Source organism: Pseudomonas sp. BIGb0278 (genome assembly GCF_024809895.1).
In the GTDB taxonomy this organism is placed as follows: domain Bacteria; phylum Pseudomonadota; class Gammaproteobacteria; order Pseudomonadales; family Pseudomonadaceae; genus Aquipseudomonas; species Aquipseudomonas shirazensis.
The window spans coordinates 321,062-345,222 of record NZ_JANUEL010000001.1 but is presented as its reverse complement, the minus strand read 5'-3'; the positions used below and the strand labels follow the sequence as shown (position 1 = coordinate 345,222).

The 24,161-nt window shown below is 60.1% G+C and carries 23 protein-coding genes and 1 pseudogene; 12 read left to right on the top strand and 12 right to left on the bottom strand.

What is annotated here, in order from left to right; all coding sequences use genetic code 11:
• Window positions 1-205 precede the first annotated feature (205 nt).
• The gene (locus tag M2396_RS01555) at window positions 206-571 is read left to right on the top strand and encodes a helix-turn-helix transcriptional regulator (protein ID WP_259072467.1); all 366 of its coding nucleotides are present in this window, start codon (window positions 206-208) and stop codon (window positions 569-571) included.
• 5 nt (window positions 572-576) lie between these two features.
• Here M2396_RS01555 and M2396_RS01550 read toward each other — a convergent pair.
• Window positions 577-945, bottom strand: a pseudogene (locus M2396_RS01550) (DUF4113 domain-containing protein); the annotation flags it as partial.
• Between the two features lie 127 nt (window positions 946-1,072).
• On the opposite strand from M2396_RS01550, the gene M2396_RS01545 reads away from it, so the two are divergent.
• Together M2396_RS01545 and M2396_RS01540 are read left to right on the top strand one after the other, a co-directional pair.
• Window positions 1,073-2,185: a hypothetical protein gene (locus M2396_RS01545; RefSeq protein ID WP_259072466.1), complete on the top strand. Its 1,113-nt coding sequence runs from the start codon at window positions 1,073-1,075 to the stop codon at window positions 2,183-2,185.
• Between the two features lie 124 nt (window positions 2,186-2,309).
• The gene (locus M2396_RS01540) at window positions 2,310-2,843 is read left to right on the top strand and encodes a hypothetical protein (protein WP_259072464.1); all 534 of its coding nucleotides are present in this window, start codon (window positions 2,310-2,312) and stop codon (window positions 2,841-2,843) included.
• 342 nt (window positions 2,844-3,185) lie between these two features.
• On the opposite strand, the gene M2396_RS01535 is transcribed toward M2396_RS01540, so the two are convergent.
• Complete coding sequence (locus M2396_RS01535) at window positions 3,186-4,307, bottom strand: site-specific integrase (RefSeq protein WP_259072463.1); 1,122 nt, start codon at window positions 4,305-4,307, stop codon at window positions 3,186-3,188.
• Between the two features lie 103 nt (window positions 4,308-4,410).
• Between M2396_RS01535 and dusA the strand changes: the two genes are divergently transcribed.
• The 3 genes from dusA (at window position 4,411) to M2396_RS01520 (ending at window position 8,572) form a co-directional block, all read left to right on the top strand.
• On the top strand, window positions 4,411-5,421 hold the full coding sequence (gene dusA, locus M2396_RS01530) for a tRNA dihydrouridine(20/20a) synthase DusA (RefSeq protein ID WP_259072461.1): 1,011 nt from the start codon (window positions 4,411-4,413) through the stop codon (window positions 5,419-5,421).
• A 244-nt stretch (window positions 5,422-5,665) separates the two neighbouring features.
• Window positions 5,666-6,592 (top strand): transaldolase, encoded by a 927-nt coding sequence (tal, locus tag M2396_RS01525; RefSeq protein ID WP_101321150.1) that lies wholly within the window; start codon window positions 5,666-5,668, stop codon window positions 6,590-6,592.
• 102 nt (window positions 6,593-6,694) lie between these two features.
• Window positions 6,695-8,572 carry an alkaline phosphatase D family protein gene (locus M2396_RS01520; protein WP_259072459.1) on the top strand — a complete coding sequence of 626 codons (1,878 nt, stop codon included), beginning with the start codon at window positions 6,695-6,697 and terminating at the stop codon, window positions 8,570-8,572.
• A gap of 34 nt (window positions 8,573-8,606) precedes the next feature.
• Here the strand turns inward: M2396_RS01520 and rssC are convergent, their stop codons facing one another.
• The 3 genes from rssC to M2396_RS01505 all read right to left on the bottom strand — a co-directional run bounded on the left by rssC (window position 8,607) and on the right by M2396_RS01505 (window position 11,297).
• Entirely contained in the window at window positions 8,607-9,089 is a 483-nt protein-coding gene (gene rssC, locus M2396_RS01515) for an anti-sigma factor antagonist RssC (RefSeq protein WP_101321154.1), read from the bottom strand.
• Window positions 9,086-10,270: a two-component system response regulator RssB gene (gene rssB / locus M2396_RS01510; protein WP_101321156.1), complete on the bottom strand. Its 1,185-nt coding sequence runs from the start codon at window positions 10,268-10,270 to the stop codon at window positions 9,086-9,088. The genes rssC and rssB overlap by 4 nt, the downstream gene beginning before the upstream one ends.
• A gap of 319 nt (window positions 10,271-10,589) precedes the next feature.
• Entirely contained in the window at window positions 10,590-11,297 is a 708-nt protein-coding gene (locus M2396_RS01505; protein WP_101321158.1) for a VacJ family lipoprotein, read from the bottom strand.
• A 190-nt stretch (window positions 11,298-11,487) separates the two neighbouring features.
• On the opposite strand from M2396_RS01505, the gene M2396_RS01500 reads away from it, so the two are divergent.
• Together M2396_RS01500 and M2396_RS01495 are read left to right on the top strand one after the other, a co-directional pair.
• Window positions 11,488-12,045 (top strand): phosphonoacetaldehyde phosphonohydrolase-related protein, encoded by a 558-nt coding sequence (locus tag M2396_RS01500; RefSeq protein WP_101321161.1) that lies wholly within the window; start codon window positions 11,488-11,490, stop codon window positions 12,043-12,045.
• 122 nt (window positions 12,046-12,167) lie between these two features.
• A complete protein-coding gene (locus M2396_RS01495) occupies window positions 12,168-12,431 on the top strand; it encodes a DUF4404 family protein (RefSeq protein ID WP_101321164.1) in 264 nt (87 codons plus the stop codon).
• A 46-nt stretch (window positions 12,432-12,477) separates the two neighbouring features.
• Here the strand turns inward: M2396_RS01495 and queF are convergent, their stop codons facing one another.
• Window positions 12,478-13,308 (bottom strand): NADPH-dependent 7-cyano-7-deazaguanine reductase QueF, encoded by an 831-nt coding sequence (gene queF, locus M2396_RS01490; RefSeq protein ID WP_101321166.1) that lies wholly within the window; start codon window positions 13,306-13,308, stop codon window positions 12,478-12,480.
• A 66-nt stretch (window positions 13,309-13,374) separates the two neighbouring features.
• Complete coding sequence (locus M2396_RS01485; RefSeq protein WP_259072456.1) at window positions 13,375-13,866, bottom strand: cupredoxin family protein; 492 nt, start codon at window positions 13,864-13,866, stop codon at window positions 13,375-13,377.
• A 151-nt stretch (window positions 13,867-14,017) separates the two neighbouring features.
• Here M2396_RS01485 and M2396_RS01480 point away from each other — a divergent pair, with 151 nt between their 5' ends.
• Both M2396_RS01480 and M2396_RS01475 read left to right on the top strand, forming a co-directional pair.
• Complete coding sequence (locus M2396_RS01480) at window positions 14,018-14,698, top strand: heavy metal response regulator transcription factor (RefSeq protein WP_181107921.1); 681 nt, start codon at window positions 14,018-14,020, stop codon at window positions 14,696-14,698.
• The gene (locus M2396_RS01475; protein WP_259074206.1) at window positions 14,695-16,098 is read left to right on the top strand and encodes a heavy metal sensor histidine kinase; all 1,404 of its coding nucleotides are present in this window, start codon (window positions 14,695-14,697) and stop codon (window positions 16,096-16,098) included. Before M2396_RS01480 ends, M2396_RS01475 begins: the two co-directional genes overlap by 4 nt.
• Here the strand turns inward: M2396_RS01475 and M2396_RS01470 are convergent.
• From M2396_RS01470 to M2396_RS01460, 3 genes are all read right to left on the bottom strand, one after another.
• Window positions 16,076-17,320, bottom strand: a complete 1,245-nt coding sequence (locus tag M2396_RS01470; RefSeq protein WP_259072455.1) for a lipoprotein-releasing ABC transporter permease subunit — start codon at window positions 17,318-17,320, stop codon at window positions 16,076-16,078. The genes M2396_RS01475 and M2396_RS01470 overlap by 23 nt on opposite strands.
• A 61-nt stretch (window positions 17,321-17,381) precedes the next feature.
• Window positions 17,382-18,065 carry a lipoprotein-releasing ABC transporter ATP-binding protein LolD gene (gene lolD, locus M2396_RS01465; protein ID WP_178080783.1) on the bottom strand — a complete coding sequence of 228 codons (684 nt, stop codon included), beginning with the start codon at window positions 18,063-18,065 and terminating at the stop codon, window positions 17,382-17,384.
• Window positions 18,066-18,072: 7 nt separating this feature from the next.
• Window positions 18,073-19,323 (bottom strand): lipoprotein-releasing ABC transporter permease subunit, encoded by a 1,251-nt coding sequence (locus M2396_RS01460; protein ID WP_259072453.1) that lies wholly within the window; start codon window positions 19,321-19,323, stop codon window positions 18,073-18,075.
• Window positions 19,324-19,416: 93 nt separating this feature from the next.
• Here M2396_RS01460 and M2396_RS01455 point away from each other — a divergent pair, with 93 nt between their 5' ends.
• Entirely contained in the window at window positions 19,417-20,001 is a 585-nt protein-coding gene (locus M2396_RS01455) for a PilZ domain-containing protein (protein WP_259072452.1), read from the top strand.
• A 31-nt stretch (window positions 20,002-20,032) separates the two neighbouring features.
• A complete protein-coding gene (locus M2396_RS01450) occupies window positions 20,033-20,749 on the top strand; it encodes a glycerophosphodiester phosphodiesterase (RefSeq protein ID WP_101321178.1) in 717 nt (238 codons plus the stop codon).
• Window positions 20,750-20,797: 48 nt separating this feature from the next.
• On the opposite strand, the gene sthA is transcribed toward M2396_RS01450, so the two are convergent.
• Entirely contained in the window at window positions 20,798-22,192 is a 1,395-nt protein-coding gene (gene sthA / locus M2396_RS01445) for a Si-specific NAD(P)(+) transhydrogenase (RefSeq protein WP_101321180.1), read from the bottom strand.
• Window positions 22,193-22,530: 338 nt separating this feature from the next.
• Window positions 22,531-23,994 (bottom strand): glyceraldehyde-3-phosphate dehydrogenase, encoded by a 1,464-nt coding sequence (locus M2396_RS01440; RefSeq protein ID WP_101321182.1) that lies wholly within the window; start codon window positions 23,992-23,994, stop codon window positions 22,531-22,533.
• Window positions 23,995-24,161 lie beyond the last annotated feature (167 nt).

The following is a 24,161-nucleotide window of genomic DNA, read 5'->3' as shown; positions in this document are numbered from 1 at the left end:
AAGCCCCATATACAAAGGGCTTGGGCGCTTTTTAGTAGCTACTGGCGAGACGCTGAAAGGGCATCGAGGGGCATGGAATAGCGCTCGGTTTGCCCCGTTTGTGCCCCACACCCTCGCAGCCGTACCGGCGGCGCCCGCACGCTTTGCCTTAAGACTGGCTCAACCATTATACTGTACAGACATACAGCTATATTTGAGTTCTCAGATGTCTGCAGACGTAATCGACACGCAACCCATTCGATTAGTCTTGGATGACGAACAGCTCGAGGCCATGGAATGGCTGATGGAGCAACTGCCGCTTGGCTTTCTACCCTACCACTGCGCTCCAGCGCGCTCCCTGCTGGGATGGAGCGTCGAGGCCTTGGCATTTCGTTCGGGCGTATCACCAGGCGCGATAAGGAGCATCGAGAACGGGGCCGAGCTGCGCCGCGTCACGATGCAGGCCCTTGCTCATGCACTGGAGGCGAAGGGCCTAGTGTTCTTCCCTGGCCACCCTCCCCTGCGCGCCGGCAACTGCCGAGGGGCCACGCCTCATCCCCGTAGGAGGGACGACTACCATTTGATCGAGTGACCAGGTCAGCGAACCTTCCATAGCTGATCAATTCGAGTTGTGTAGGAGCTACTCATCATTTCCCGGCGCATCCCCCAATCGGGGGTGCGGGGGACAGTCGCTGTATGCATCGTGCCTCTTCCATATTTGCCATTAATCTCGTCTAGCACCGACATTAGCCGGTCGCTGGCCACCGGCTGCGTGACCGCAAACAGATCATCACTGAATTCACCAGGCTGCCGCAGATCAAGCAGAAGCACCTCTGCCTTGCTGTACCGGAATTCTGGCCGGTAGATCCGCTCAACTGCTTCGGTAGCGGCCCGGGTAAGCAGCAGCGTGTCATTGGTGGGGTATGGCAGCTCGACCATCCGCGCCGTACCTTTCGAGTCGCGGGGTTGTAGTGAAACCGCGAGGCGTAGCCAAGACTAACTAACTGTAGTAGCGTTCTGCCAAAAATTATGGGGCGGATCTGCGGATACGCCTTCGATCCGCTCAACCAGCACCTAGCACGAGAGACTGTCGATGAACGAAGAGCTACAAAAAATCGGTGTCCTAGCCGAGGAGCTTGAGAAGCTGGCAGACAGCTTCAGGAATTTGTTAGCAGATACAAAAGTACATAAAGATCTCCGCGTCGCGTTTGAATCCTTGTTCGCGAATTTGAATAGTCTAGCTTCAGCCTTTACATCTAACGACATCGATGCGATCACTAACAGCGCAAATACAGCTGCCATTTACGGCGAGGCAATAGGACATCAATCTCTAAAATTAAACAGCACGGATTTTCACGAAGCCGGGCAAAAGATCATGACCAAAGCGGTCGAGCTTCGAAGGGCGGTAGAACAAAGCCCCCTCAACCTGGACACCCTTAAAAAAAGCGAGCTCCGCCCCAGCTTTAAGCGCTTCACTCTCTTCCCGAGTTCCATCGACAGCGCTGACGCGTCAAGACTTAAGGTGATGATCGAAGAGCAAGAGAAGCACGATCAGCGTGTCAAGAAGCTTCTAAATGAGAACGAACTGAGGATTACTAGCTTAGCGAAGCGTCTTCAAGAGCTTGAGGGAGCTGCTCAAGGAGAGATAGATAAAATCTCTTCTGCCTATTCGGATGGTCTTCGGGAAATTGGGGTAAAAAAGACGGAGATAGACGGCATACTGGGGCACGTCTCGGGTAGGGCAATCGCCGGCGACTACGAAAAGAGCGCTGCTGAAGAAAAAAAGATGGCTGACCGACTGCGATTTTGGTCCTTGGTATGCATGGCGGTCATTGCTGGTTGTTTAGTCTACACCCTCGTGGGACATTCAACCGATTGGCAGCAGTCCCTATTCCGCATCTCACTGACTTTTTTGCTATCCGTACCGGCAGCGTATCTGGCAAGGGAGTCCGCAAAGCACCGTGAGCAGCAGTACCAGCACTTGCAGACGTCACTTGACTTGAAAGCTCTGTCACCCTTTGTGGCTTCTCTCCCTGACGAAGAGCAACACAAAATAAAGATCGCAATCGCGTCAAAAATTTTTGCGGGTAGAGATTTTTCCAAAGTCGGTGCTGATCCCTTCCCCATCAATACGCAAGAAATAATCATGGAGTTGCTTAAGAAGGTGCACGTCTCGAAGGCCAAGCCGCAGAAAGCGTCTGAATGACAGGTAGGAATAAGGGGCGCTCTCTAAAGCGCGTTTGTCATTTGTGCTGAGGCAGCCGATGTTAGGATGATTGCGAATCGGTAGCTTTCCCAACTGAACTCCCCCTCCACAATAAGGGCTTCCTGTGCCGACAACATGGATTGAAATAGTCGATACGACAGTAAAAATTGGCTTGGGTGCCGTAGTCACCGGCATTGCGACACTGTTGAACAACAAGTTATCGCATACCAAAAGCGCCGAGAAAGACAGCCTTCATAGAAGCGTCGCGGTTCTCGAGAGTGTAACCCTGAGCATTGAAGAGATGACCCATACGCTACTCAAACACTGGTCGTTTATCGTAGATGTGGCGAGAAATAGTGAAAAAGGCGTTGAAGCATCGGAGGAAAAGTTGAAGCACATCTCGGGTCTGAGATCTGAGGTGTACCACCTATTCAAAGGCTTGACCAATGGTGAGGGCAGATTGCTACTCATTGGATGTGTAGATCAACAGAAGAAACTGCGGAATTACGGATCTATTATCTCCGAATACCATCGCTACACCTCCCCGAATAATGCACTTGCATCCAGTGCAGAGCTGGAGTCCTGGCGGACCAAGATTCTCGATGCTAGAGAGCAGCTCTATTCAGCCTTGAATAAGGCCTACCAAGGCGCGAAGTAGACAAAAAGAAAGGGCTGTCCAAGGCCCTTTCTACATCCATGTATATATGCGCACTTCCCTTTATTGCCCTTGCCCCGTTCATTCCTTGGTCGCCGGTCAGGGTTCGGGTGTTCGGCCTCTCGCCACAAGTAATAAACGGCCAAATTTAGTCGATGCTGAACACCAATTATGAGTCAGAAGCGGCCACCCCGCCAGTCGGATAGACCAAAAGCGGTGTTACGCGCAGAGCAGATCATGGCCGCTTCGTGCCGATCAATCCATCCATTGGACAAATCAGGTCCGGTGCAATCGAGTCGTCAAGACAAGTGCAAGTAACGCTCAATTCTGCGCTTCCCCAAACACCTACTCAACCCGGGCACCTAGGGTGACTGACGCCTGGATGATCCGTTCTAACCAGCTCCACTTCGTATATCGATCGCCACGCCCCCTCAAGTGGGTATACCGCCGTAGCGAGTTCCAGTCACGATGACCGGAAACACTCGATACGCGCGGGATATCCCAATCCATTTCAAACAGCCTACTAACACCTTCGTGGCGCAGGTCGTGAAAATGCAAGTCCTTCACGCCAACCATCTTGCATGCCCTGGACCAGGCCGTACCGATCGAGTCGGTATTGTAAGGGAAGATCTCTTTGCACTGACGCGGCATGCTTTGCACAATCGCCCACGCCTCGTCCGGCAGATGGCACCACACATCGTTGCCGATCTTCTGCCCAGGATTCTTCATGTCCCGCACTTTCACCGCCTGGCGGTGTTCATCCAAATCCTCCCACATGATGCGGGCGATTTCGTCCATGCGGCGTGTTGAGAAAATGGCAAACGCCACGACCTTGGGCATATGAATCACAGTAGGGCGACGTGCAAGCATCTCGAAGAAGTGATCGAGCACCTTATCCAACTCTTCAAGAGTTGGCCGGCGATCCCGCTCCCGACTTTTCATGTTGTAGCCGAGCCGCTTCAGCACCAACCGCGCGTCAGGCATGGCTTGGGGATTGATCTCGTACTCCCACGCTGCCCGGGCCAGCGACAACACTGAACCCAGGTGAGCCAGATCATTGCCGGCTGTCTGCGGTTTGATACCACCGCCTTCAGGGCTCATGCGCCAGAGGGCATAGTCCACCAGCACCTGCTGAGAGATGTCGGAGTCGACCACCTCCCCGAGGTAGCTGTTCTTGATAGCTAGGAGGGTCTGCCGCTTCGTCTTACCCAGCGGCCGGGCTTTCTCGGCTTCCACCAGGTAGCGATCGATCATGTCCTTGACTGCGTGCCCACCACGGTTGGCGCGCTCGATCGCGCCTGGCTCTGCCAACTCTGTCTCTCGTCGCTTCGCCCAGGCCTGAGCTGCCTGCTTTCGGGCGAACGTCTGGGCTTCTTGGTAGACTAAGACACCCTTTTTCTTGAGGCGGATCTGGACGGTATAGCTAACCGTTCCATCGGCCTTTTTCCTTGCTCTAATCGTTGCCATGATTTCCGGTGGTACAAGCGTGGCTGGCGGTGGTACATCGTACCACCGTCGCACCAAAAACGCCGAAAAACCCCGAATAATGGTACAAAATGCGTAGACCAGAATGCCCTTAGAATTAGCCTCAAACCCACAAACCACGCTTCCTGGACCGTCCCGGCGCTTCAGCGTTGCACCGATGATGGACTGGACCGATCGCCACTGCCGGTACTTCCTGCGCCTGCTCTCCCAGCACACCCTGCTCTACACCGAAATGGTCACCACCGGCGCCCTGCTGCATAACGACGCCGACCGTTTCCTGCGCCATGACGTCTCCGAGCACCCGCTCGCCTTGCAACTCGGCGGCAGCAATCCGACCGACTTGGCCGCCTGCGCAAAACTCGCGCAGGCAGCAGGCTACGACGAGGTCAACCTCAACGTCGGCTGCCCAAGCGACCGGGTGCAGAACAACATGATCGGCGCCTGCCTGATGGCCCATCCGGCGTTGGTCGCCGATTGCGTCAGGGCAATGCGCGATGCGGTTTCGACGCCGATCACGGTCAAGCACCGGATCGGCATCAACGGCCGCGACAGCTACGCCGAGTTGTGCGACTTCGTTGGCCAGGTGCGTGACGCCGGCTGCCAGAGCTTTACCGTACACGCGCGGATCGCGATTCTCGAGGGCCTCTCGCCCAAGGAAAACCGCGATATCCCGCCGCTGCGCTATGACGTTGCCGCGCAGCTGAAGACCGACTTCCCCGACCTGGAAATCATCCTCAACGGCGGCATCAAGACGCTTGATGAATGCCGCAGTCATCTGCAGACCTTCGATGGTGTGATGCTCGGCCGCGAGGCCTATCACAACCCGTACTTGCTGGCCGAGGTCGACCAACAGTTATTTGGCAGCACCGCGCCGGTAGTCACCCGCAGCGAGGCGATGGCGCGCCTGCGGCCTTACATCGTCGCGCACATCGAAAGCGGCGGTGCGATGCATCACATCACTCGGCATATCCTCGGCCTCGGCCAAGGCTTCCCGGGGGCGCGGCGGTTCCGGCAGTTGCTGTCTGCAGACATCCACAAGACCGACCAACCGCTGGCGGTGCTGGATCAGGCGGCCGAGCTGCTGCAGGGCCGTTGAGCCGTTGGGCGGGAATGGATGGAACCCTGAGCACGGCTACGACTCGAACGTGCACACTTTCTTCAGCGCTGGGGCTGCGGTTCGCCGTCGTCCCCTGAGCTAACCCGCCGCCCCTCGTAATTGGCCCTGCCTGATCAAGGTTTCGCGCTATTTCACGAGGGGCATGCTCGGCCTGCCCTGACGCCCCTTGAGCGCTGCTCCGGGCTCGGGTAATGTCGAGCCATTGCACAGGACAGAGCACGCCATGACTTCCAAGCTGGAACAACTCAAGCAGTTCACCACCGTGGTCGCCGACACTGGCGATCTGGATGCCATCACCCGGCTGCAGCCGGAAGATGCCACCACCAACCCTTCGCTATTGCTCAAGGCTGCTGGTATTGCTGGCTATGCCGACTTGCTCAAGCAGGTGAAGGCGGATGCCAAAGGCGATGTTGGCCTTGCCTGTGACAAGTTCTCGGTAGCGGTAGGTAGCGGGATCCTTAAAGTCATCCCGGGGCGGATTTCGACCGAGGTCGATGCGCGCTTGTCGTTTGACGAAGATGCGCTGCTGGCCAAGGCGCGCCAACTGATTGCGCTGTATGACGCAGCCGGTGTTGGCCGTGATCGGGTGCTGATCAAGCTGGCGTCGACCTGGGAAGGTATCCGTGCTGCCGAGAAGCTGGAGAAGGAAGGCATCCAGACCAACCTGACCCTGCTGTTCTCCTTCGCTCAGGCGCAGGCCTGTGCCGACGCTGGGGTATTCCTGATTTCGCCATTCGTTGGGCGTATCTACGACTGGTACAAGAAGAGCACCGGCAAAGAATATGTCGGCGCTGATGATCCGGGTGTGCAGTCGGTAACCCGCATCTACGACTACTACAAAACCAACGGCTACAACACCGTGGTGATGGGCGCGAGCTTCCGCAATATCGGCCAGATCGAGCATCTGGCCGGCTGCGACCGACTGACCATCAGCCCTGAGCTGCTGCAGCAGTTGAGCGAAGACCACGGCGAGCTGCCACGCATCCTCAAGCCTGGCAATGCCGGTGAAGCCAAGCAGCAACTGAACGAAAGCCAGTTCCGCTGGGCGATGAACGAAGACGCCATGGCCACCGAGAAGCTGGCCGAGGGTATTCGCCAGTTCGCCCGCGATCAGGAGAAGCTGGAAGCGTTGATGGCCGACAAGGCTTGATACAAATCTGCGCGTAAGCAACAGGCGGGAAATGCCGAGCATTTTCCGCCGTTTTTTTGCCTGTGAGATAATCCCCGGCTTGACCGAGCTGTTGAGTTGTCGATGACGCCCCCCCCTGAATCGTTACCCCTTGTCCTCGCTGGCCCGGTACTGCGCCGCCTGGAGCCTCAGCGCCTGGCGATCTGGCTGGTTGGATCGCAACCGCTGCAGCTGGACTTCGTCCTTGAACACCCCGGTGTCACTGCTCAGATTAATTGCCAGACCGTGCCCATCGGCAGGTCGGCTTTTATCCACCTGCTGGATATCCATTTCGACACCGCGCTGCCGTTTGACGTGGCCCTCGAATACGACTTGCTGCTCGATTCGGGCGAAGGCATTGCCAGCTGGGCGCCGCATCTGCTCTACCCCGGCGCCAGCCGACCGAGCCTGGTGCTGCGTGAGCGCATCGACCAACTGCTGCATGGCTCCTGCCGCAAGCCTCATCACCCGGCGGCGGATGGCCTGCTCTGCGCCGATCGCTTGCTGCAAGCGAACCCAAATCCGGAGCAGCGGCCTGCGGTACTGATGATGACCGGCGACCAGGTTTACGCCGACGATGTCGCCGGGCCGATGCTGCGTGCGATTCACAGTTTGATCGAGCGTTTGGGGTTATTCGAGGAAAGCCTGGAAGGTGCGCTGGTCGCTGACAGCGCCGAGCTCTACGGCCACCCTGCCTGTTATTACCACCGCGCCGATCTGCTGCCCGCACAGGAAGGTAACGAGACCCTGCGTGAGCGCTTCTTTGGCGGCAAGCGCAAGCCGATCTTCTCCTCCAGCAACGCTGACAACCATCTGGTGACCTTCGCCGAGGTGATGGCGATGTACCTGCTGGTGTGGTCACCAACGCCCTGGAGCCTGGTGCAGATGGACATGCCGGCGGGGCTGACCGACAAGCGCCAGGCGCGCTATCAGGAAGAGCTGCCGCTGATCGAGGGCTTTGTTGCAGGGCTGGGTCAGGTCGCTAGGGTCATGGCGCATCTGCCGTGTCTGATGATCTTCGATGACCACGACATCACCGATGACTGGAACCTGTCGGCGCAGTGGGAGGAGACCGCTTATGGCCATCCGTTCTCGCGGCGGATCATCGGCAATGCCCTGCTCGGCTACCTGCTCTGCCAGGGCTGGGGTAACGACCCGGACGGTTGCGCGCCACTGCTGGAGCAGTATTGCAGCCTGGCCGAGCAACATCTGGCCAAGCAAGCGCAGGATGCACTGATTGGCGAACTGCTGCGCTTTCAGGGCTGGCAGTTCAGCCTGCCGACCACCCCGCCGCTACTGGTGCTGGACACCCGCACCCGGCGCTGGCGTAGCGAGAACAGCCTGAGCAAGCCTTCTGGCCTGCTCGACTGGGAAGCGCTGTGCGAGCTGCAGCAGGCATTGCTTGACCACCCTTCGGCGATCATCGTGTCACCGGCGCCGATCTTCGGCGTCAAGCTGATCGAGGCGGTGCAGCGGGTGTTCAGCTGGCTGGGTTATCCGCTGCTGGTCGACGCTGAAAACTGGATGGCGCACCGCGGCGCGGCGCAGGTCATCCTGAATATCTTCCGCCACTCGCGCACCCCGGGGCATTACGTGGTGCTGTCAGGCGACGTGCATTATTCGTTTGTCTATGAAGTGATGATCCGCCATCGCCAGCACAACCCGCACCTGTGGCAGGTCACCAGCAGCGGCATCAAGAACCAGTTTCCGCAGCGTTTGCTGGATGTGCTTGATCGGCTAAACCGCTGGCTGTATTCGCCGCGCTCGCCCCTGAACTGGTTTACCAAGCGGCGCCTGATGGAAGTCGCACCACGCCTGCCGAGCCGCAGCAAGGCCGGCGAGCGGCTGTGGAACAGCGCGGGGCTGGGGCAGGTGTTTTTCACCGCTGATGGCCAGCCAGAGCGGGTGTTCCAGCTCAATGCGGATGGCTCAGAGGCTAATGAGTTCTTGCGCGATCAGTGAGCGGCTGCGGTGATCAGTTCACCGCAGTCGAGGCTCAGGAGCGCTCGAGCGCGCTGACCAGGTCATGGAAGGCTTCACGATTGGAGTCGTTCAGGCCCATGAGAATGCGGTGTGCTTCAAGCACCTTGGAGCGTACAACCTCTTCGCTCTGGTCTTGCGACGGCAGGTCGGTCAGGCACTCTGGGCAGGGGATCGGCCGACCCACAATGTTGAACACCTGATCGAAACCCATCGACTGCAGCAAGCGTGAGATATCCGGATTGGTGGTGACCACGGTCGGCAACAGACCCACCTTCTGCCGGGACAGAATGGACAATTTGGCCAACAGCCCCAGGGTGGTGCTGTCGATGCTTTCGGTTTCGGTCAGATCGATGACGATGGCCGAGAAATTCAGCGCAGTGAAGATTTTCTCGATCGTCGCATCCAAAGCCGAACACAAGGTCAGGCGTACTTCACCGACAAACTTCAGTACAAAGGTACCGCTTTGCTCGGCGAACTGGATTCTACCGGTACTCATTGAAGGTTCCTGCTTAACACCAATAGGGCGATATCATCCGGCATCTCCCCAAGCGTAGCCAATCCGAAACGTTGGCGCAGCCCATCCAGGCTACCCCCTGCTGCTTTGACGATCTCCGGCAAGGCAGCTTCTTTATCTTTGAGCGTGTTACCGGGCAAAAGGTCCAGAATACCGTCCGACATCAGGCTGAGGCTGAACTGCGCGGGCAGTTCGACCACCAGATCCTGATAGGTGGCTTCTTCGAACAACCCCACCGGCAGGCCGCGGCCTTCGAGGTAGCGCGTGTGCTCTGGGGTATACAGCACCGGCATTGGCAGGTGGCCACCGACGGCGTAGGTCAAAAGGCCGGTGTCTTCGTCGATGACGCCACCGACCATGGTCACATGCTTGCCCAGCTTGCAGTTGATCAGGCCACGGTTGATGTGACTGAGCACTTCCGAAGGCTTGAAATCGCGCATCTTGCCGCCACGCTTGAATTCGAACATCAGGCGGGTGGTCATGAATTTCAATAGTACGGTCACGAACGCCGACGAAGCACCATGGCCGGATACGTCGGCCAGGTAGAACGCGATACGCCGCTCATCCACGCGGAAGTAGTCGGCAAAGTCGCCCGACAGGTACAGCGACGGGATGATCTGGTGCTCGAAGGAGAACTCGCCGGCTACCCACGGGCTCTCGGGCAGCATGTTCATCTGCACCTGGCGCCCTGCGGTCTGGTCTTCCTGCAGCAGGTGCAGGCTGGCCTCGAGCTCGCGATTGGCGGTTTCCAGTTTGTCGCGATAGCGCTGGTTTTCGACCAGCAGGCGCGAACGGTCAAGCGCACGGTGCACCGAGTGCTCCAGCACTGCCAGGTCCTCGAGCGGCTTGATCAGGTAATCGTCAGCGCCCAGGCGCAGAGCCTCGACAGCGTCGCTCATGACACCGGCACCCGACACCACGATCACCGGCAACTGCGGGGCCACTTCGCTGATCCGACGGATCAACTCAAGGCCGCCCATCTGCGGCATGCGCAGATCGCAGATCACGAGATCAGGCTGGTGTTGTTCGAAGACCTGAAGCCCCTGCTGGCCATTGCCGGCCTGGAGGACGCTAAAGCCGCTGTCTTCGAGATACGCGGCGAGGCTCGCACGGACCACGTCGTCGTCATCGATAATCAGCAGCGTTGCACTGGTTTTCTGCATGTGGGCGAACGGCGCCGGATTAGGTTTGCGTAGGATCGTCGCAATTGCGCCTATCACTACTGGAATACTGTTTGGCTGCTCTACCTATAGAGTTGTAGGACAAGAACCCTTGTCCGGCAACAGCAGAGGTGCCCTGTCAGGCGCAGACGGTACTCCCATCCGCCGGGGGTTTCAAGCATGCGCGAGTCGGCTTGATTACACAGCCTTTGGCAAATTGCTGGTAGTTATAAGAAATGTGTTTGAGGTAACCCGATGGATGGTCGCAAGGCCCGTTGCGGGCTCAGCTTTGGGGCTGCTTTGCAGCCCCAGCTACCCAGACTTAGAAGTCGTCTTCGACTTCGCCATCCTTGACCTTGAACTCGCGGTTCTGCAGGTAGGCGTTGCGGATGAACACGTACTTGTCGCCACTGATCAGCTTTTCAGCCGAGAGCAGGCTGGCACGGGTGTCAACCAGGTCTACCCCGAGCGTCGTATTGCGGGTCGGTACATGATCGATGTAGCGGTACGGCTTGGTGTAGCTGTCCGGGTACTTGGCCAGGCCGTCACGCACGGTGCTCGGGCCGAGCAGCGGAATGACCACGTAGGGGCCACTTGCGACGCCCCAGTAACCGAGGGTCTGACCGAAGTCTTCGTCGTTGCGCTGCAGGCCCATGCGGGTACCCACATCGAACAGGCCGCCAATACCGAACGTGGTGTTGACGATCAAGCGGGCAGTGTCGACGCCAGCAGCGTGGGGCTTGAGCTGCAGAATGTTGTTGGCCAGGTTGGTGACATCGCCGATGTTGCGAAAGACGTTGTGAATGCCGTCTTCGACGAACTGCGGGGTGATCGCCTGGTAGCCTTGGGCCAACGGCTTGAATGCATAGGTGTCGATCGTATCGTTGAACCGGAAGATCGGCCGGTTGACCGCCTCCCAGGGATCTTCTTCGGTAGCTGCCTGCGTAGCAGCCACGGGCGCCAGCAACAGACTGGCGCAGACACAGGCCTGGGTGATTCGCTCGATCACACTGGCGCCGATCCTATGCATAGATGTTTCTCCATCAAGATTCACGGTCGCAGATGCGCGTTTGCTCTGCTGAGTTTGGGCGACAGTATAAAGCGTCGACGGCTGATAAACAGCTTCGCTGAGTATTGCTCGATATTTTGTTAGTAACTGTTGCTACGTCATCTACGTGTAACAGTCGCTACTTAGTCTGACTATTTTCAGGGAAGTTGCCATGCACGACGCACCCGCCTTCACCGCTGTGCTTTTCGGGCTGCGTGGCTGCCTGGTGGAAACCGCCAATGACGTATCTGCGCCAGCGCCTGGCGCGCTGGCCATGCTGGCTGACCTGCACAGCCAGCAGGTGCCTTGCATCTGGCTGGATGAGCCCGGCACCGGCGAGTCATTGACCAGGGTGCTGCCGAGTTGGCTGCCGGGGCATTCGACCCCTTCCCTGCCGTGGCCGGCACCGAATGCCTGCTGGCAGGCGCTGATGCAGCTCAACAGCGCGAAGCTTGATGGCAGCGTGCTGGTCAGCGGTGATCCGCGCCTGCTTGAATCTGCGCTCAAAGCCGGTTTGTGGACTATCGGCCTGGCGGCATGCAGTCCCCGCTGCGAGGCCTCGTCGAAGCGCTGGCAGGCGATGACCGCCCAAGACCAGCAAGCGAATCGCGGCAAGGCCACCCTAGAGCTGTTCAGGCTCGGCGCGCATTCGGTGATCGATCATCTGGAAGCGCTACAACCGTGCCTGGCAGATATCGCCCAACGCCGCCGCAAAGGTGAAAAACCCTGATACAGGCGGCTTGACGCGGATCATGCAAAGCCGTGGCGAGTGGATTACGCTTGAGGCATGCGCGAACCTTTGCCCAATGGCCGAGGTCCATGCTTTGCCAAGTCATAGAGGGAGAACACCTGATGCCTGCCCGCGAATTGCAAGAGCAGCTCGATAGCCTGCGCGATCAACTGGATCGCAACCCGCCGCTCACGCTGGAAGAGCGCGACAACCTGCACAGCCTGATGCAACAGATCGAGGCGCAGATCAAACTGGAAGAAGCCACCCAGGACACCAACCTGGTCGACGGCGTCAACCTCGCCGTCGAGCGCTTCGAGGTGGCCCACCCCGACCTCACCGCCACGCTGCGCAACATCGCCAACAGCTTGCACAGCATGGGCATCTGAATCAGGCGGGGCCGACGCGGCACTCATGTGCCCCGTCGGCCCACTATTACTGCCGAACCAGACGCAGGTTTTGCGGGCTGATCGGCCCGGTGCTGCGGTACGGGTTGATATCCAGCCCACCGCGACGCACGTACCGCGCGTACACCGTCAGGTGCTCAGGCTGCAGCAAGCGCTTGAGGTCCAGATAGATCCGCTCGACGCACTGCTCATGGAAGTCAGCGTGCTGGCGGAAGCTCACCAGATACGTCAGCAAGCTGGCGTGATCCAGCGCCAGGCCCTTGTACTTGACTACCACCGTGCCCCAGTCAGGCTGACCCGTCACCGGGCAATTGGACTTGAGCAGGTGGCTGTGCACCGTCTCTTCCACTACTTGGGTTGAATCGCACTGCAACAGTTGCGGCTGCGGTTGCTCGTAGTTGCTGATCGCGACATCGAGTTCGTCAATGCACACCCCAGGCAATGCCACTACACCTTCACTCTGCACTTCTGCCAGGCTGCGCACGCGCACCGTCACTGGCGCGCCCGCAGCGGCAGACAAGTCTTTCTCCAGGCAAGCCTGCAGCTCAGCGCTGCTGGCAAAGGCCGTCTGGTTAAGCGAGTTGAGGTACAGCTTGAACGACTTCGATTCGATGATATTCGGTGACTGTGCCGGGATGGCGAACTCACCGATGGCCACCACCGGCTTGCCGGACGGCAACAGCCAGGACAGCTCGAAGCAGTTCCAGTAGTCAACGCCCTGCCACGGCAGGGCGTCGCCACTGACACCGAGCTCGGCCCACTTGGCCAGGCGCGGAATCGGGAACAGCAGCGACGGGGTGTAGGTTGCAATGTATTCACTGGATTTACCCAGCGGAGAGTCTTCGGCAGCGGGATGCATGGTCAGGACCTGAAAAAAACGGATGCGCCCAGTTTACCGGTTTTGCAGCCCGCCTTGGGTCCGAACTCACTCGATGGTCAGCGGCCCGACCATCCCGGCCTGATAATGCCCCGGCACGTTGCAGGCAAACTCGATCGGCGCAGCGCTACGGAAGGTCCAGGTCAGCTCACCGCGCTGGCCGGGCTGCAGCAGCACGGTGTTGCCGCTGTCGTGGCCGTGTTCAGCATGGCCCATCTGGCTGTGATCCATGCCCCCGGTGAACAGTTTGCCCTGCATCGCCACCATCTGTTTCTGATGCTCTGCGTGCATGGCCTTGTCGCCCAAGTTGAACTCGTGGGGCAACTGGCCCTGGTTGATCAGCACGAAACGCACGGTCTCGCCGGCCTTGACCTGCAAACTGCTGGGCTCAAAGGCGATGTCCTTGAGCACCACCTCAACCGTGCGAGTGGCCTTGGCCGCTGGCGCTGGCTCACCGAAAGCGAAGCTGGTGTGCTCGGCGTCAGCCCAGCCCGACGTGCTGAACAGCGCGAAGGCAGCGGCGATGAACAGGTGTTTCATATCTACTCCGATTATGACGGCAATGTCGTACCACTCTGGGCTGGCGCAGCTGGCAACTGGCTGACCGCAAGATTACAACTTTGTCAGCTTGGCTTGAGAGCGGGTTCGTCACGTATCATTTCCACTACTCCCTGACCGACGCAAAAACCTGATGAAACTGCTGATCGTCGAAGACCAGGTCAAGACTGGCCAATACCTGCAACAAGGCCTCACCGAGGCCGGCTTTGCCTGCGAACTCAGCGCCGACGGTGAAACCGGACTGCACCTGGCGCTGACCGGCGATCATGCCCTGCTGATTCTTGATGTGATGCTGCCAGGCCGCAGCGGTTGGCAGATTCTGCAGGCGGTACGCCAGGCAGGGCTCGCCACCCCAGTATTGTTCCTCACCGCCCGCGACGCCGTGGAGGACCGCGTGCATGGCCTGGAACTGGGCGCAGACGACTATCTGGTCAAGCCGTTCGCCTTCTCCGAGCTGCTGGCCCGCGTGCGCAGCTTGCTGCGCCGAGGCGGCGCCGGGGTGCAGGACACCACCCTGGCCTTGGCGGACCTGCGCCTGGACTTGATCCGCCGCCGCGCCGAGCGTGCCGGCCAGCGCGTCGACCTCACCGCCAAGGAGTTCGCCCTGCTGGAATTGCTATTGCGCCGTCAGGGCGAGGTGCTGCCCAAGTCGTTGATTGCCTCGCAGGTGTGGGACATGAACTTCGACAGCGACACCAACGTCATCGAAGTGGCCATCCGCAGGCTGCGGCTGAAGATCGACGACGGTCACGCCAGCAAGCTGATACACACGGTGCGTGGCATGGGTTATGTACTCGAAGAGCGCCAGGACTGATGCGCCGGATATCCCTCGGCAGCCGCCTCGCTCTGCTGTTCGCTGCCTGTACCGCGGCGGTTTCGCTTGGCGCCGGCGTGCTCTTCACCCAAGCCAGCGAGCAGCATTTCATCGAGTTGGATGAGCAGCTGCTCGACACTCGCCTGACGCAGTTACGCGAGCAACTTACCGGTTTCCAGACACGGCAGCAGGTAGTCGACAGGCTCCCCGAGCTACGAAGCCAATTCAACCTCCAGACCGATGTCGCACTGCGCATCAGCAGCGGCACGGGCGAAGCCTGGTTCGAAAGCCGGCCAGGTTTGCCCGATGCCAACCAGTCTGCACAACTGAAGACACTGCAGGCCGGCGGCGTCGACTATCGCGGCTTGTCGGCGCCATTGATCGAGCATGACCCACAGTCACCGCAACTGACCGTGCTGCTCGACATCACCCATCACCAGCACTTCTTGCAGAGCATGCAGCGCTTGATCTGGCTAACGGTGGGTCTGTCGGCACTGGCCACGGCATTGCTCGGCGCCTGGGCGGTACGCCGCGGCTTGCGCCCGTTGCGCCAGATCGGCGCGGTGGCGGCGAGCGTCAACGCTCGTTCGCTGACCACACGTCTGCCAGTGGCGCAGATGCCCGAGGAGTTGGCTCAGCTGGCAGAAAGCATGAATGCCATGCTGCAGCGGCTGGACGATGCGTTTCAACGGCTGTCGGCGTTCTCCGCGGACATCGCCCATGAACTGCGCACGCCGTTGTCGAACCTGCTGACCCACACTCAGGTAACGCTAACCCGCCCACGCAGCCTGGACGAATATCGCGAGGCCTTGCATGGCAACCTTGAGGAGCTGCAATGGATGGCGCAACTGGTCAACGACATGCTCTATCTGGCCAAGGCTGAGCACGGCCTGCTGGTGCCAGAACAGCAGGTGCTGGACCTTGCCTCGGAAGTGGATGCACTGCTGGAGTATTACGCGCCACTGGCTGAGGACGCTGGAGCGACCCTGCTCCGCGAGGGTGAGCTGGTGATCGAGGGCGATCGGCAGATGTTGCGGCGGGCGTTTTCCAACTTGCTGGAAAATGCGCTGCGGTTTGCTGGAGTAGGTGGCGTGGTGAAGGTGGGTTTACAAGCTGGAGGGCAAGTTACGGTCGCCAATACCGGTGTGGCGATTGAAGCAGCGGCTGCGCAGCGCTTGTTTGATCGATTCTACCGCGGGGATTCGGCACGGGCCGAAGGAGGCGCTGAGCACGCCGGGCTGGGCCTGGCAATTACCCGTTCGATCGTCCTCGCCCATGGTGGCGGGATTCAGGTGGAGTGCGAAGCAGGATGGACGCGGTTTGTGATTGATTTCGGCAAGGGGCCGCACAGCGACCCCAAAGATACCAACGCCGCCCTTACTCGTAACGCAATGCCATAGCCGGCTCGATCTGCGAAGCCCGGTAAGCCGGATACACAGTCGCCAGGAAGCTCATCACCAAGCCCGCCGTACAGATCATCAGCACATCCCCCCACTGCAACTGCGAAGGCAAGCTGCTGATGAAATACACATCGGAGGTGAAGATGTGCTGGCCGCTGACCCGCTCCAGCCAGCCAACGATCTGACTCACGTTGATCGCCGCAATTACCCCCAGCACCCCGCCAATCAGCGTGCCGACCACACCGATCAAGCTACCCTGAACCATGAACGTGCCCATGATCTGCATCGGCGTGGCGCCAATGGTGCGCAGGATGGCGATATCCGCGCCCTTGTCGTTCACCACCATCACCAGGGTGGCGATGATATTGAACGCCGCCACCGCGATGATCATCATCAGCAGCAAGCCGATCATGGTCTTTTCCATCTTCATGGCGCTGAAAAGGCTGCCCTGGGTGTGCGACCAGTCATCGGCGTGGTAGGCATCGCCCAACTGCCCGGCGATGGCCTTGGACACCTGCGGCGCCGCGTACAGGTCCTGAAGTTTGAGCCGCACGCCCTGCACGCTGCCCGGCACCCAGCGCTGCATCTCGGCGGCGTCGGCCACGTTGATATAAGCCTGCGAGCCATCCAGCTCGGCACCCACCTTGAAGATGCCGACCACGGTCAGGCGCTGCATGCGTGGCGTGATTCCACCCGGGGCCTTGCTGATTTCCGGCACGATCAAAGTCAGCTTGTCACCGGTGTTGAGCCGGAAGCGCCGCGCCGTCAGCTCGCCGATCACCACCCCGTATTCACCCGGGACCAGATCCTGCAACGCGCCCTGGACGATATGCTGGCCGACGATCGACACCTTGCCCTCTTCGGCCGGCTCGATCCCGCTGACCTGAATCGGCTGCATCGCGCCTTTGTACGAGAGCATGCCTTCCATTTCGGTGACCGGCGCCGCAGCGACCACTGCCGGGTTCTTCAGCGCTGCGTCAGCCACACTGCGCCAGTCGCTCAGCGGCTGCGCGCCAAGGATGCTCGCATGCGGAACCAGGCCAAGAATGCGTGAGCTCATTTCGCGCTGGAAGCCGTTCATCACCGACAGCACCACGATCATGGCCAGCACGCCCAGGGACAAGCCGATCATCGAAGTCATCGAGATGAACGAGATGAAGTGATTGCGGCGCTTGGCACGGGTGTAGCGAGCACCGATGAACAAGGGCAAGGGTCTGAACATGTACGAGAACACCCAATGAACAAAAGTTGCGGGGTGGATCATTCCACCCCGGGCAGTCGACTCAGATCGCCACCAGGTGGCCATCTTCCAGCTTGAGCACGCGATCCATCTGCCGCGCCAGGCTCAGGTCGTGGGTCACCACCAGGAACGCAGTGCGCGATGAGCTGGAAAGCTCTTGCATCAGTTCCTGAATGCCCTGCGCAGTGTGATGGTCGAGGTTGCCGGTCGGCTCATCGAGCATCACCAGCCCCGGCCGATTGACCAGAGCGCGGGCGATCGCCACACGCTGGCGCTCACCACCGGACAGCTCGGCCGGTTTGTGGCTCAGGCGATGGCCGAGGCCGACCCGCTTGAGCAAGGCCTCGGCACGCTCGCGCGCTTCCGGGATCGGCGTGCGCCCGATCAGCAGCGGCATGCACACGTTTTCCAGCGCCGTGAACTCGGCCAGCAGGTGGTGAAACTGATAAACGAAGCCCAGCGCACGGTTGCGCAGCAGGCCACGGGCGCGCTCGCCCAGTGCCGACAACTCTTCGCCAGCCAGCCACACGCTGCCTTGGCTCGGCGTGTCGAGGCCGCCCAGCAAGTTGAGCAAGGTACTCTTGCCGGAACCGGAGCTGCCGACAATCGCCACCCGCTCACCCGGCAGCAGTTCAAGCTGCAGATTGGCCAGCACCTGCACCGACTCCGGGCCCTCGTCGTAGGACTTGCCCAGGTTGCGGCAACTCAGAACGGCTTTATCACTCATGCGCGACTCACTCATAACGTAGCGCCTCTGCAGGCTGGGTGCGCGCCGCACGCCAGGCCGGATACAGGGTGGCGAGGAAACTCAGGATCAATGCCGCGCCGCAGACCATCCACACGTCCTGGGCGATGATCTGCGAAGGCAGGTAGTCGATGAAGTACACATCGGCGTTGAGGAACTTGTGCCCGATCAGCTTCTCGATGCCGGCAATCGCCGCGCTGACATTGAGCGCTGCGAGAATGCCGACCACCGCACCAATCAAGGTGCCGACCACGCCGATCACCGTACCCTGGACCATGAAGATGGCCATGATCTGCCCCGGCGTAGTGCCCAGGGTGCGCAGGATGGCGATGTCGCCGCGCTTGTCATTGACCACCATCACCAGGGTAGAAATGATGTTGAACGCCGCCACCGCCACGATCAGCAGCAGGAGCAGACCAATCATCGCCTTCTCCATGCGGATGGCCTGATACAGGTTGCCGTGGGTGCGGGTCCAGTCACGCGAGTAGAACTCCTGCTCGCCCAACTGCTGGGCGATGCTCCAGGCCACGCGCGGGGCTTCGAACAGGTCGTCGAATTTCAGCCGCAGGCCCTGCACCTGATCCGCTTTCCAGCGGTGCAGGCGCGATAGGTCGGCGATGTTGGTCAAGCCCAGGAAGCCGTCGATCTCGCCCGCACCGACATGAAAGGTGCCGACCACGGTGAAGCGCTTCATGCGCGGGAACATGCCCGCCGGCGTGACGCTGACCTCTGGCGCCACGAAGGTCAGTTTGTCACCGACCTTGACACCCAGTTTGGCCGCGGCCTTGTCGCCGATCATGATGCCCCACTCGCCCGGCGCCAGCTTGTCGATGCTGCCTTCGCGGATGAAGTTGTCGATGATCGACACCTCCCGCTCACGCGCAGGATCAATACCGTTGAGCAGCACCTTGCTGACCTTGCCATCGAAGGTCAGCAGGCCCTGCATCTGGGTGAAGGGCGCGACCGCCACGACTTGTGGATTCTGCTTTACTTGTTGAGCAAGGGCAGGCCAATCATTGATCGGCTGGCCGCTCTCAAGCGTGGCGTGAGGGATCATGCCAAGCACGCGGGTACGCATCTCGTGGTCAAAGCCATTCATCACCGAGAGCACCACGATCATCACCACCACGCCCAGGGCGAGGCCGATCATCGAGGTCAGGGAAATGAACGAGACGAAATGGTTGCGGCGTTTGGCACGGGTGTAGCGAGTACCAATAAATACGAAAAGAGGTCTGAACATGTCGGGGCTTGTTCGGATGAAAGGGAACGTCCTTGTGGCGAGGCGCCTACGGCGGCTTTACACTCGGACCACCGCCGTAACCTTGGGTTCGCCATGACGACAATAGACGATGAAGATCGCCGCGAATACTACCGCATCGAAGACAGGATCGCACTGGAAATCACCCCGCTGAGCGCGGCTGAGGCCCTGGAGCCAGAACTGTTGCAGGATGATTCGCCGCTGTTCAACCTGCTCAGCGAACTGCATCTGTCGGACTTTGAATCGCAACATCTGCTGCGCCAGTTGAGCGACAAGGACCGCACCCTGGCGGCGTTTTTACGGGCCCAGAACAAACGCCTCGACCTGCTCAGCGCAGTGGTCGCGCACAGCCTGCTCGGCGAGATCGGCGCACCGCATCGGGTGATCCTCTCCGAGGGCGGCATCGAGTTCAGCCAGACCAGCGCGATCGCCGCCGGCACCCGGGTCAAGGTCAAGATGGTGTTGATGCCCCGCGCCCACGGTTTGCTGCTGCGCGGCCAGGTTACCCACTGCGACGCTCGCCCCGGGGGCGACTATGAAGTCGGCACCGAATTCACCGACATGACCGACGCCCAGCGCCAGTTGTTGGCGCGGTATATCCTGCAGCGCCAGCAACAGCAACGTAGGCAGGCACTGGAACAGAACGACCCCGCCTCCTGAGCTCCGCTCTTATTGATTTGAAGGAACGAACGTGACCCTGATCTACGGCCATCGCGGCGCCAAGGGCGAAGCACCTGAAAACACCCTGACCAGCTTCCGTCAGTGCCTGGAGCACGGCGTCAATCGCTGTGAACTGGACCTGCACCTGTCGGCCGACAACCAGCTGATGGTGATCCACGACCCGACACTCAAGCGCACCACTGGCCGCCGCGGCAAGGTGGTCGAGCACAGCGCCGCTGACCTGACCACCTATGACGCCCGTGCCGGCGGCCCCGGCCATGTACAGCCCTGCCCTATTCCACGGCTTGAAGAGCTGTTCGAGAAATGCGCATTCGAGCACTGGCAGCTTGAGGTCAAAAGCGCGTCGCGCACCCGCGCCGCCAGCACCGTGCTGGCCATCCGTGAGCTGGCGCAGCAATATGGCCTGCTCGACAAGGTCACCATCACCTCAAGCTCGCGTGAAGTGCTCAGCGCTGCGGTCGAGCTGGTGCCGGATGTATCGCGTGGACTGGTGGCGGAATATGCCTGGCTCGACCCACTGAAGGTCGCGCAGAACTACAACTGCCAGATGCTCGCCCTGAACTGGACGCTATGCACTCCCGAGCGCCTGATCAAGGCACAGCGCCAGGGTTTGCACGTGTCGGTATGGACGGTCAACGAGCCGGCACTGATGCGCCGACTCGCCGACTTTGGCGCTGACAGCCTGATTACAGACTTTCCCGGTTTGGCCAAGACCACCCTTGGGTAGGATTGAAACCGAGCTCCCCGACCGGCTCAGGCCACCGGTCGGAGCCGCTCAAAAAAGCCGGTTGAGGCCGTCGTAGGCCGCTACGCGATAGGCTTCGGCCATGGTCGGGTAGTTGAAGGTGGTGTTGACGAAGTACTTCAGGGTATTGCGCTCACCCGGCTGATCCATGATCGCCTGGCCGATGTGCACGATCTCCGAGGCCTGGTAACCAAAGCAGTGTACGCCAAGGATCTGCAAGGTCTCGCGATGGAACAGGATCTTCAGCATGCCTTGCGGCTCACCGGCGATCTGCGCACGCGCCATGCTCTTGAAGAATGCCTTGCCGACTTCGTACGGCACCTTGGCCTGGGTCAGCTCCTGCTCGTTCTTGCCGATCGAGCTGATCTCGGGGATGGTGTAGATCCCGGTCGGCACGTCGTTGACGAAGCGCCAGCTGCCATTGTCGACAATGCTGCCCGCTGCCGAGCGGCCCTGGTCGTGGGCGGCACTGGCCAGGCTCGGCCAGCCGATCACGTCACCGGCGCCATAAATGTTCGGCACGGTGCTGCGGTAGGCTTCGTCGACTTCGATCTGGCCACGGCTGTTGACCTTGATGCCGATGTTTTCCAGGCCCAGCTTGTCGGTGTTGCCGGTACGGCCGTTGCACCAGAGCAAGGCGTCGGCTTTGATCTTCTTGCCCGACTTCAAATGCAGGATCACGCCGTTGTCGAGGCCTTCGACCCGCTCGTAGTCTTCGTTATGACGCACGGTGATGTTGTTGTTGCTGAAGTGGTAGCTCAGTGCCTGGGAGATTTCCGAATCGAGGAAGCTCAGCAACTGCCCACGGTTGTCGACCAGCTCGACCAGTACACCCAGGCCGCTGAAGATCGAGGCGTACTCGCAACCGATCACGCCAGCGCCGTAGACAATCAGTTTGCGCGGGGTGTGGCTGAGGCTGAGGATGGTGTCGCTGTCGTACACACGCGGGTGGTTGAAGTCGATGTCAGCCGGGCGGTACGGGCGCGAACCGGTGGCGATGATGATGTGCTTGGCCACCAGCTTTTCGACCACGCCATTGGCGCAGACCACTTCGACGGTTTGCTCGTCGGCAAAGCTGCCGGTGCCGACAAACACGTCGACGCGGTTACGGGCGTAGTAACCAGTGCGCGAAGCGACCTGCTTGGAGATCACCTTCTCGGCGCTCTTGAGCACGTCAGGGAACGAGAACCAGCGCGGCTCGCCGATGGCACGGAACATCGGGTTGGTGTTGAACTGCATGATCTGCCGCACCGAGTGACGCAGTGCCTTGGACGGGATGGTGCCCAGGTGGGTGCAGTTGCCGCCAACCTGGCGACGGCTATCGACCATCGCCACCTTGCGCCCTGCTTTGGCGGCGTTCATTGCCGCACCTTCTCCGGCCGGGCCGGAACCCAGCACCACTACGTCGTAGTTGTAGACAGCCATGCGTACTCCTTCAAAACTGGCCCGCCGGCCGGTTGGCCGCGGGGCGCGATCATGTCGCCGCGGCGCCATGGAAAAATTCGGGTGCAGTCTAATCAAGCGGGAACGCCGCGCACATTAACCCTTGGTCGCGTCGTAGGCGAATTTTGCCTTCACTACATATCGTGGCAAGCACGCCTGCGTGAGGCGGCCGAATGCCCATCAGTTAAGCAATGGGGCCGCTTTGCGGCCCTTCGCGGGTGAACCCGCTCCCACAGGATCGCGGCTATCTGTGGGAGCGGGTTCACCCGCGAAGGGCCGCAAAGCGGCCCCAAAATCAGCAAAACAATGCTATCGGCGGATCAGCGCGGGAAGGCTGGCGGGTTGACCCCGGCCATGTCTTCCATCACGCGCACTACCTGGCAGCTGTAACCGAATTCGTTGTCGTACCAGACGTACAGGACAACACGGTTTTCGTTGCAGATGGTCGCTTCAGCATCAACCACACCGGCGTGGCGCGAGCCAACGAAGTCGGTCGAAACCACTTCCTGCGAGTTGACGTAGTCGATCTGCTTGTGCAGCTCGGAGTGCATCGCGGTCTGGCGCAGGTACTCGTTGATCTCTTCGCGGCTGGTGCCGGTTTCGAGGTTCAGGTTGAGGATGGCCATGGACACGTTCGGCGTCGGTACGCGGATCGCGTTGCCGGTCAGCTTGCCCTTGAGCACAGGCAGCGCCTTGGCAGCGGCGGTGGCAGCACCGGTTTCGGTGATGACCATGTTCAGCGGCGCGGCGCGGCCACGACGGCTGCCCTTGTGGAAGTTGTCGATCAGGTTCTGGTCGTTGGTGAACGAGTGAACGGTTTCGACGTGGCCGTTGATGATGCCGAACTTGTCGTTGACTGCCTTGAGCACCGGCACGATGGCGTTGGTGGTGCAGGAAGCCGCGGAGATGATCTTGTCATCAGCGCTGATTTCACCGTGGTTGATGCCGTGCACGATGTTCTTCAGCGCGCCTTTGCCAGGTGCGGTGAGGATCACGCGGGCAGCGCCTGGGCATGCCAGGTGCTGGCCGAGGCCGTCGGCGTCACGCCATACACCGGTGTTGTCGACGATCAGCGCATCTTTGATGCCGTACTGGGTGTAGTCGACTTCGCTCGGGCTCTTGGCGTAGATAACCTGGATCAGGTTGCCGTTGGCGGTGATGGTGTTGTTGGCTTCGTCGATGGTGATGGTGCCATCGAACGGGCCATGCACCGAGTCACGACGCAGCAGGCTGGCGCGCTTGACCAGGTCGTTTTCAGCACCCTTGCGGACAACGATGGCGCGCAGACGCAGGCCGTCGCCACCACCGGTTTTTTCGATCAGGATGCGTGCCAGCAGACGGCCGATACGACCGAAGCCGTACAGCACGACGTCGGTGCCCTTGCGCGCCGAAACGTTTTGCTGACCAACCACGTCGGCCAGTTCTTCGCGGACGAACTGCTCGGCGCTGCGGCCATTGCCTTCAAGCTTGAACTTGTTGGCCAGCTTGCCCAGGTCGACCGAAGCGGCGCCCAGTTTCAGCTCGCTCATCGCCTTGAGCAAAGGGAACGTCTCGTGGACAGACAGTTCGGTCTCGTCGGTCTGACGGTGACGCGCAAAGCGGTGCGCCTTGAGGATCGAGATCACCGAACGGTTGATCAGGCTACGGCCATAGATCGAGCTCACCACATTGTTGTTGCGGTAGAGCTGACCGATAAGCGGGATCATGGCTTCAGCCAAAGCTTCACGATCAATCCACTCACCAAGACACTGGTCGGGCTTCTGAGTCACGGGAACCTTCCACATGTAGGGGTAGAAAAAAGGGGCTACATTATGACGCCCCACGGCGTATCGAGCAATGAGCGCCTGTCGTTAACGCTGCACACCGCTGCCTGAGCCCTCGCGAGCCTGACAGCTGGCACCGGCGTCGGTACAATCGACCTCTTTGCCGCAACGCTTGGAGTGCATTCTCC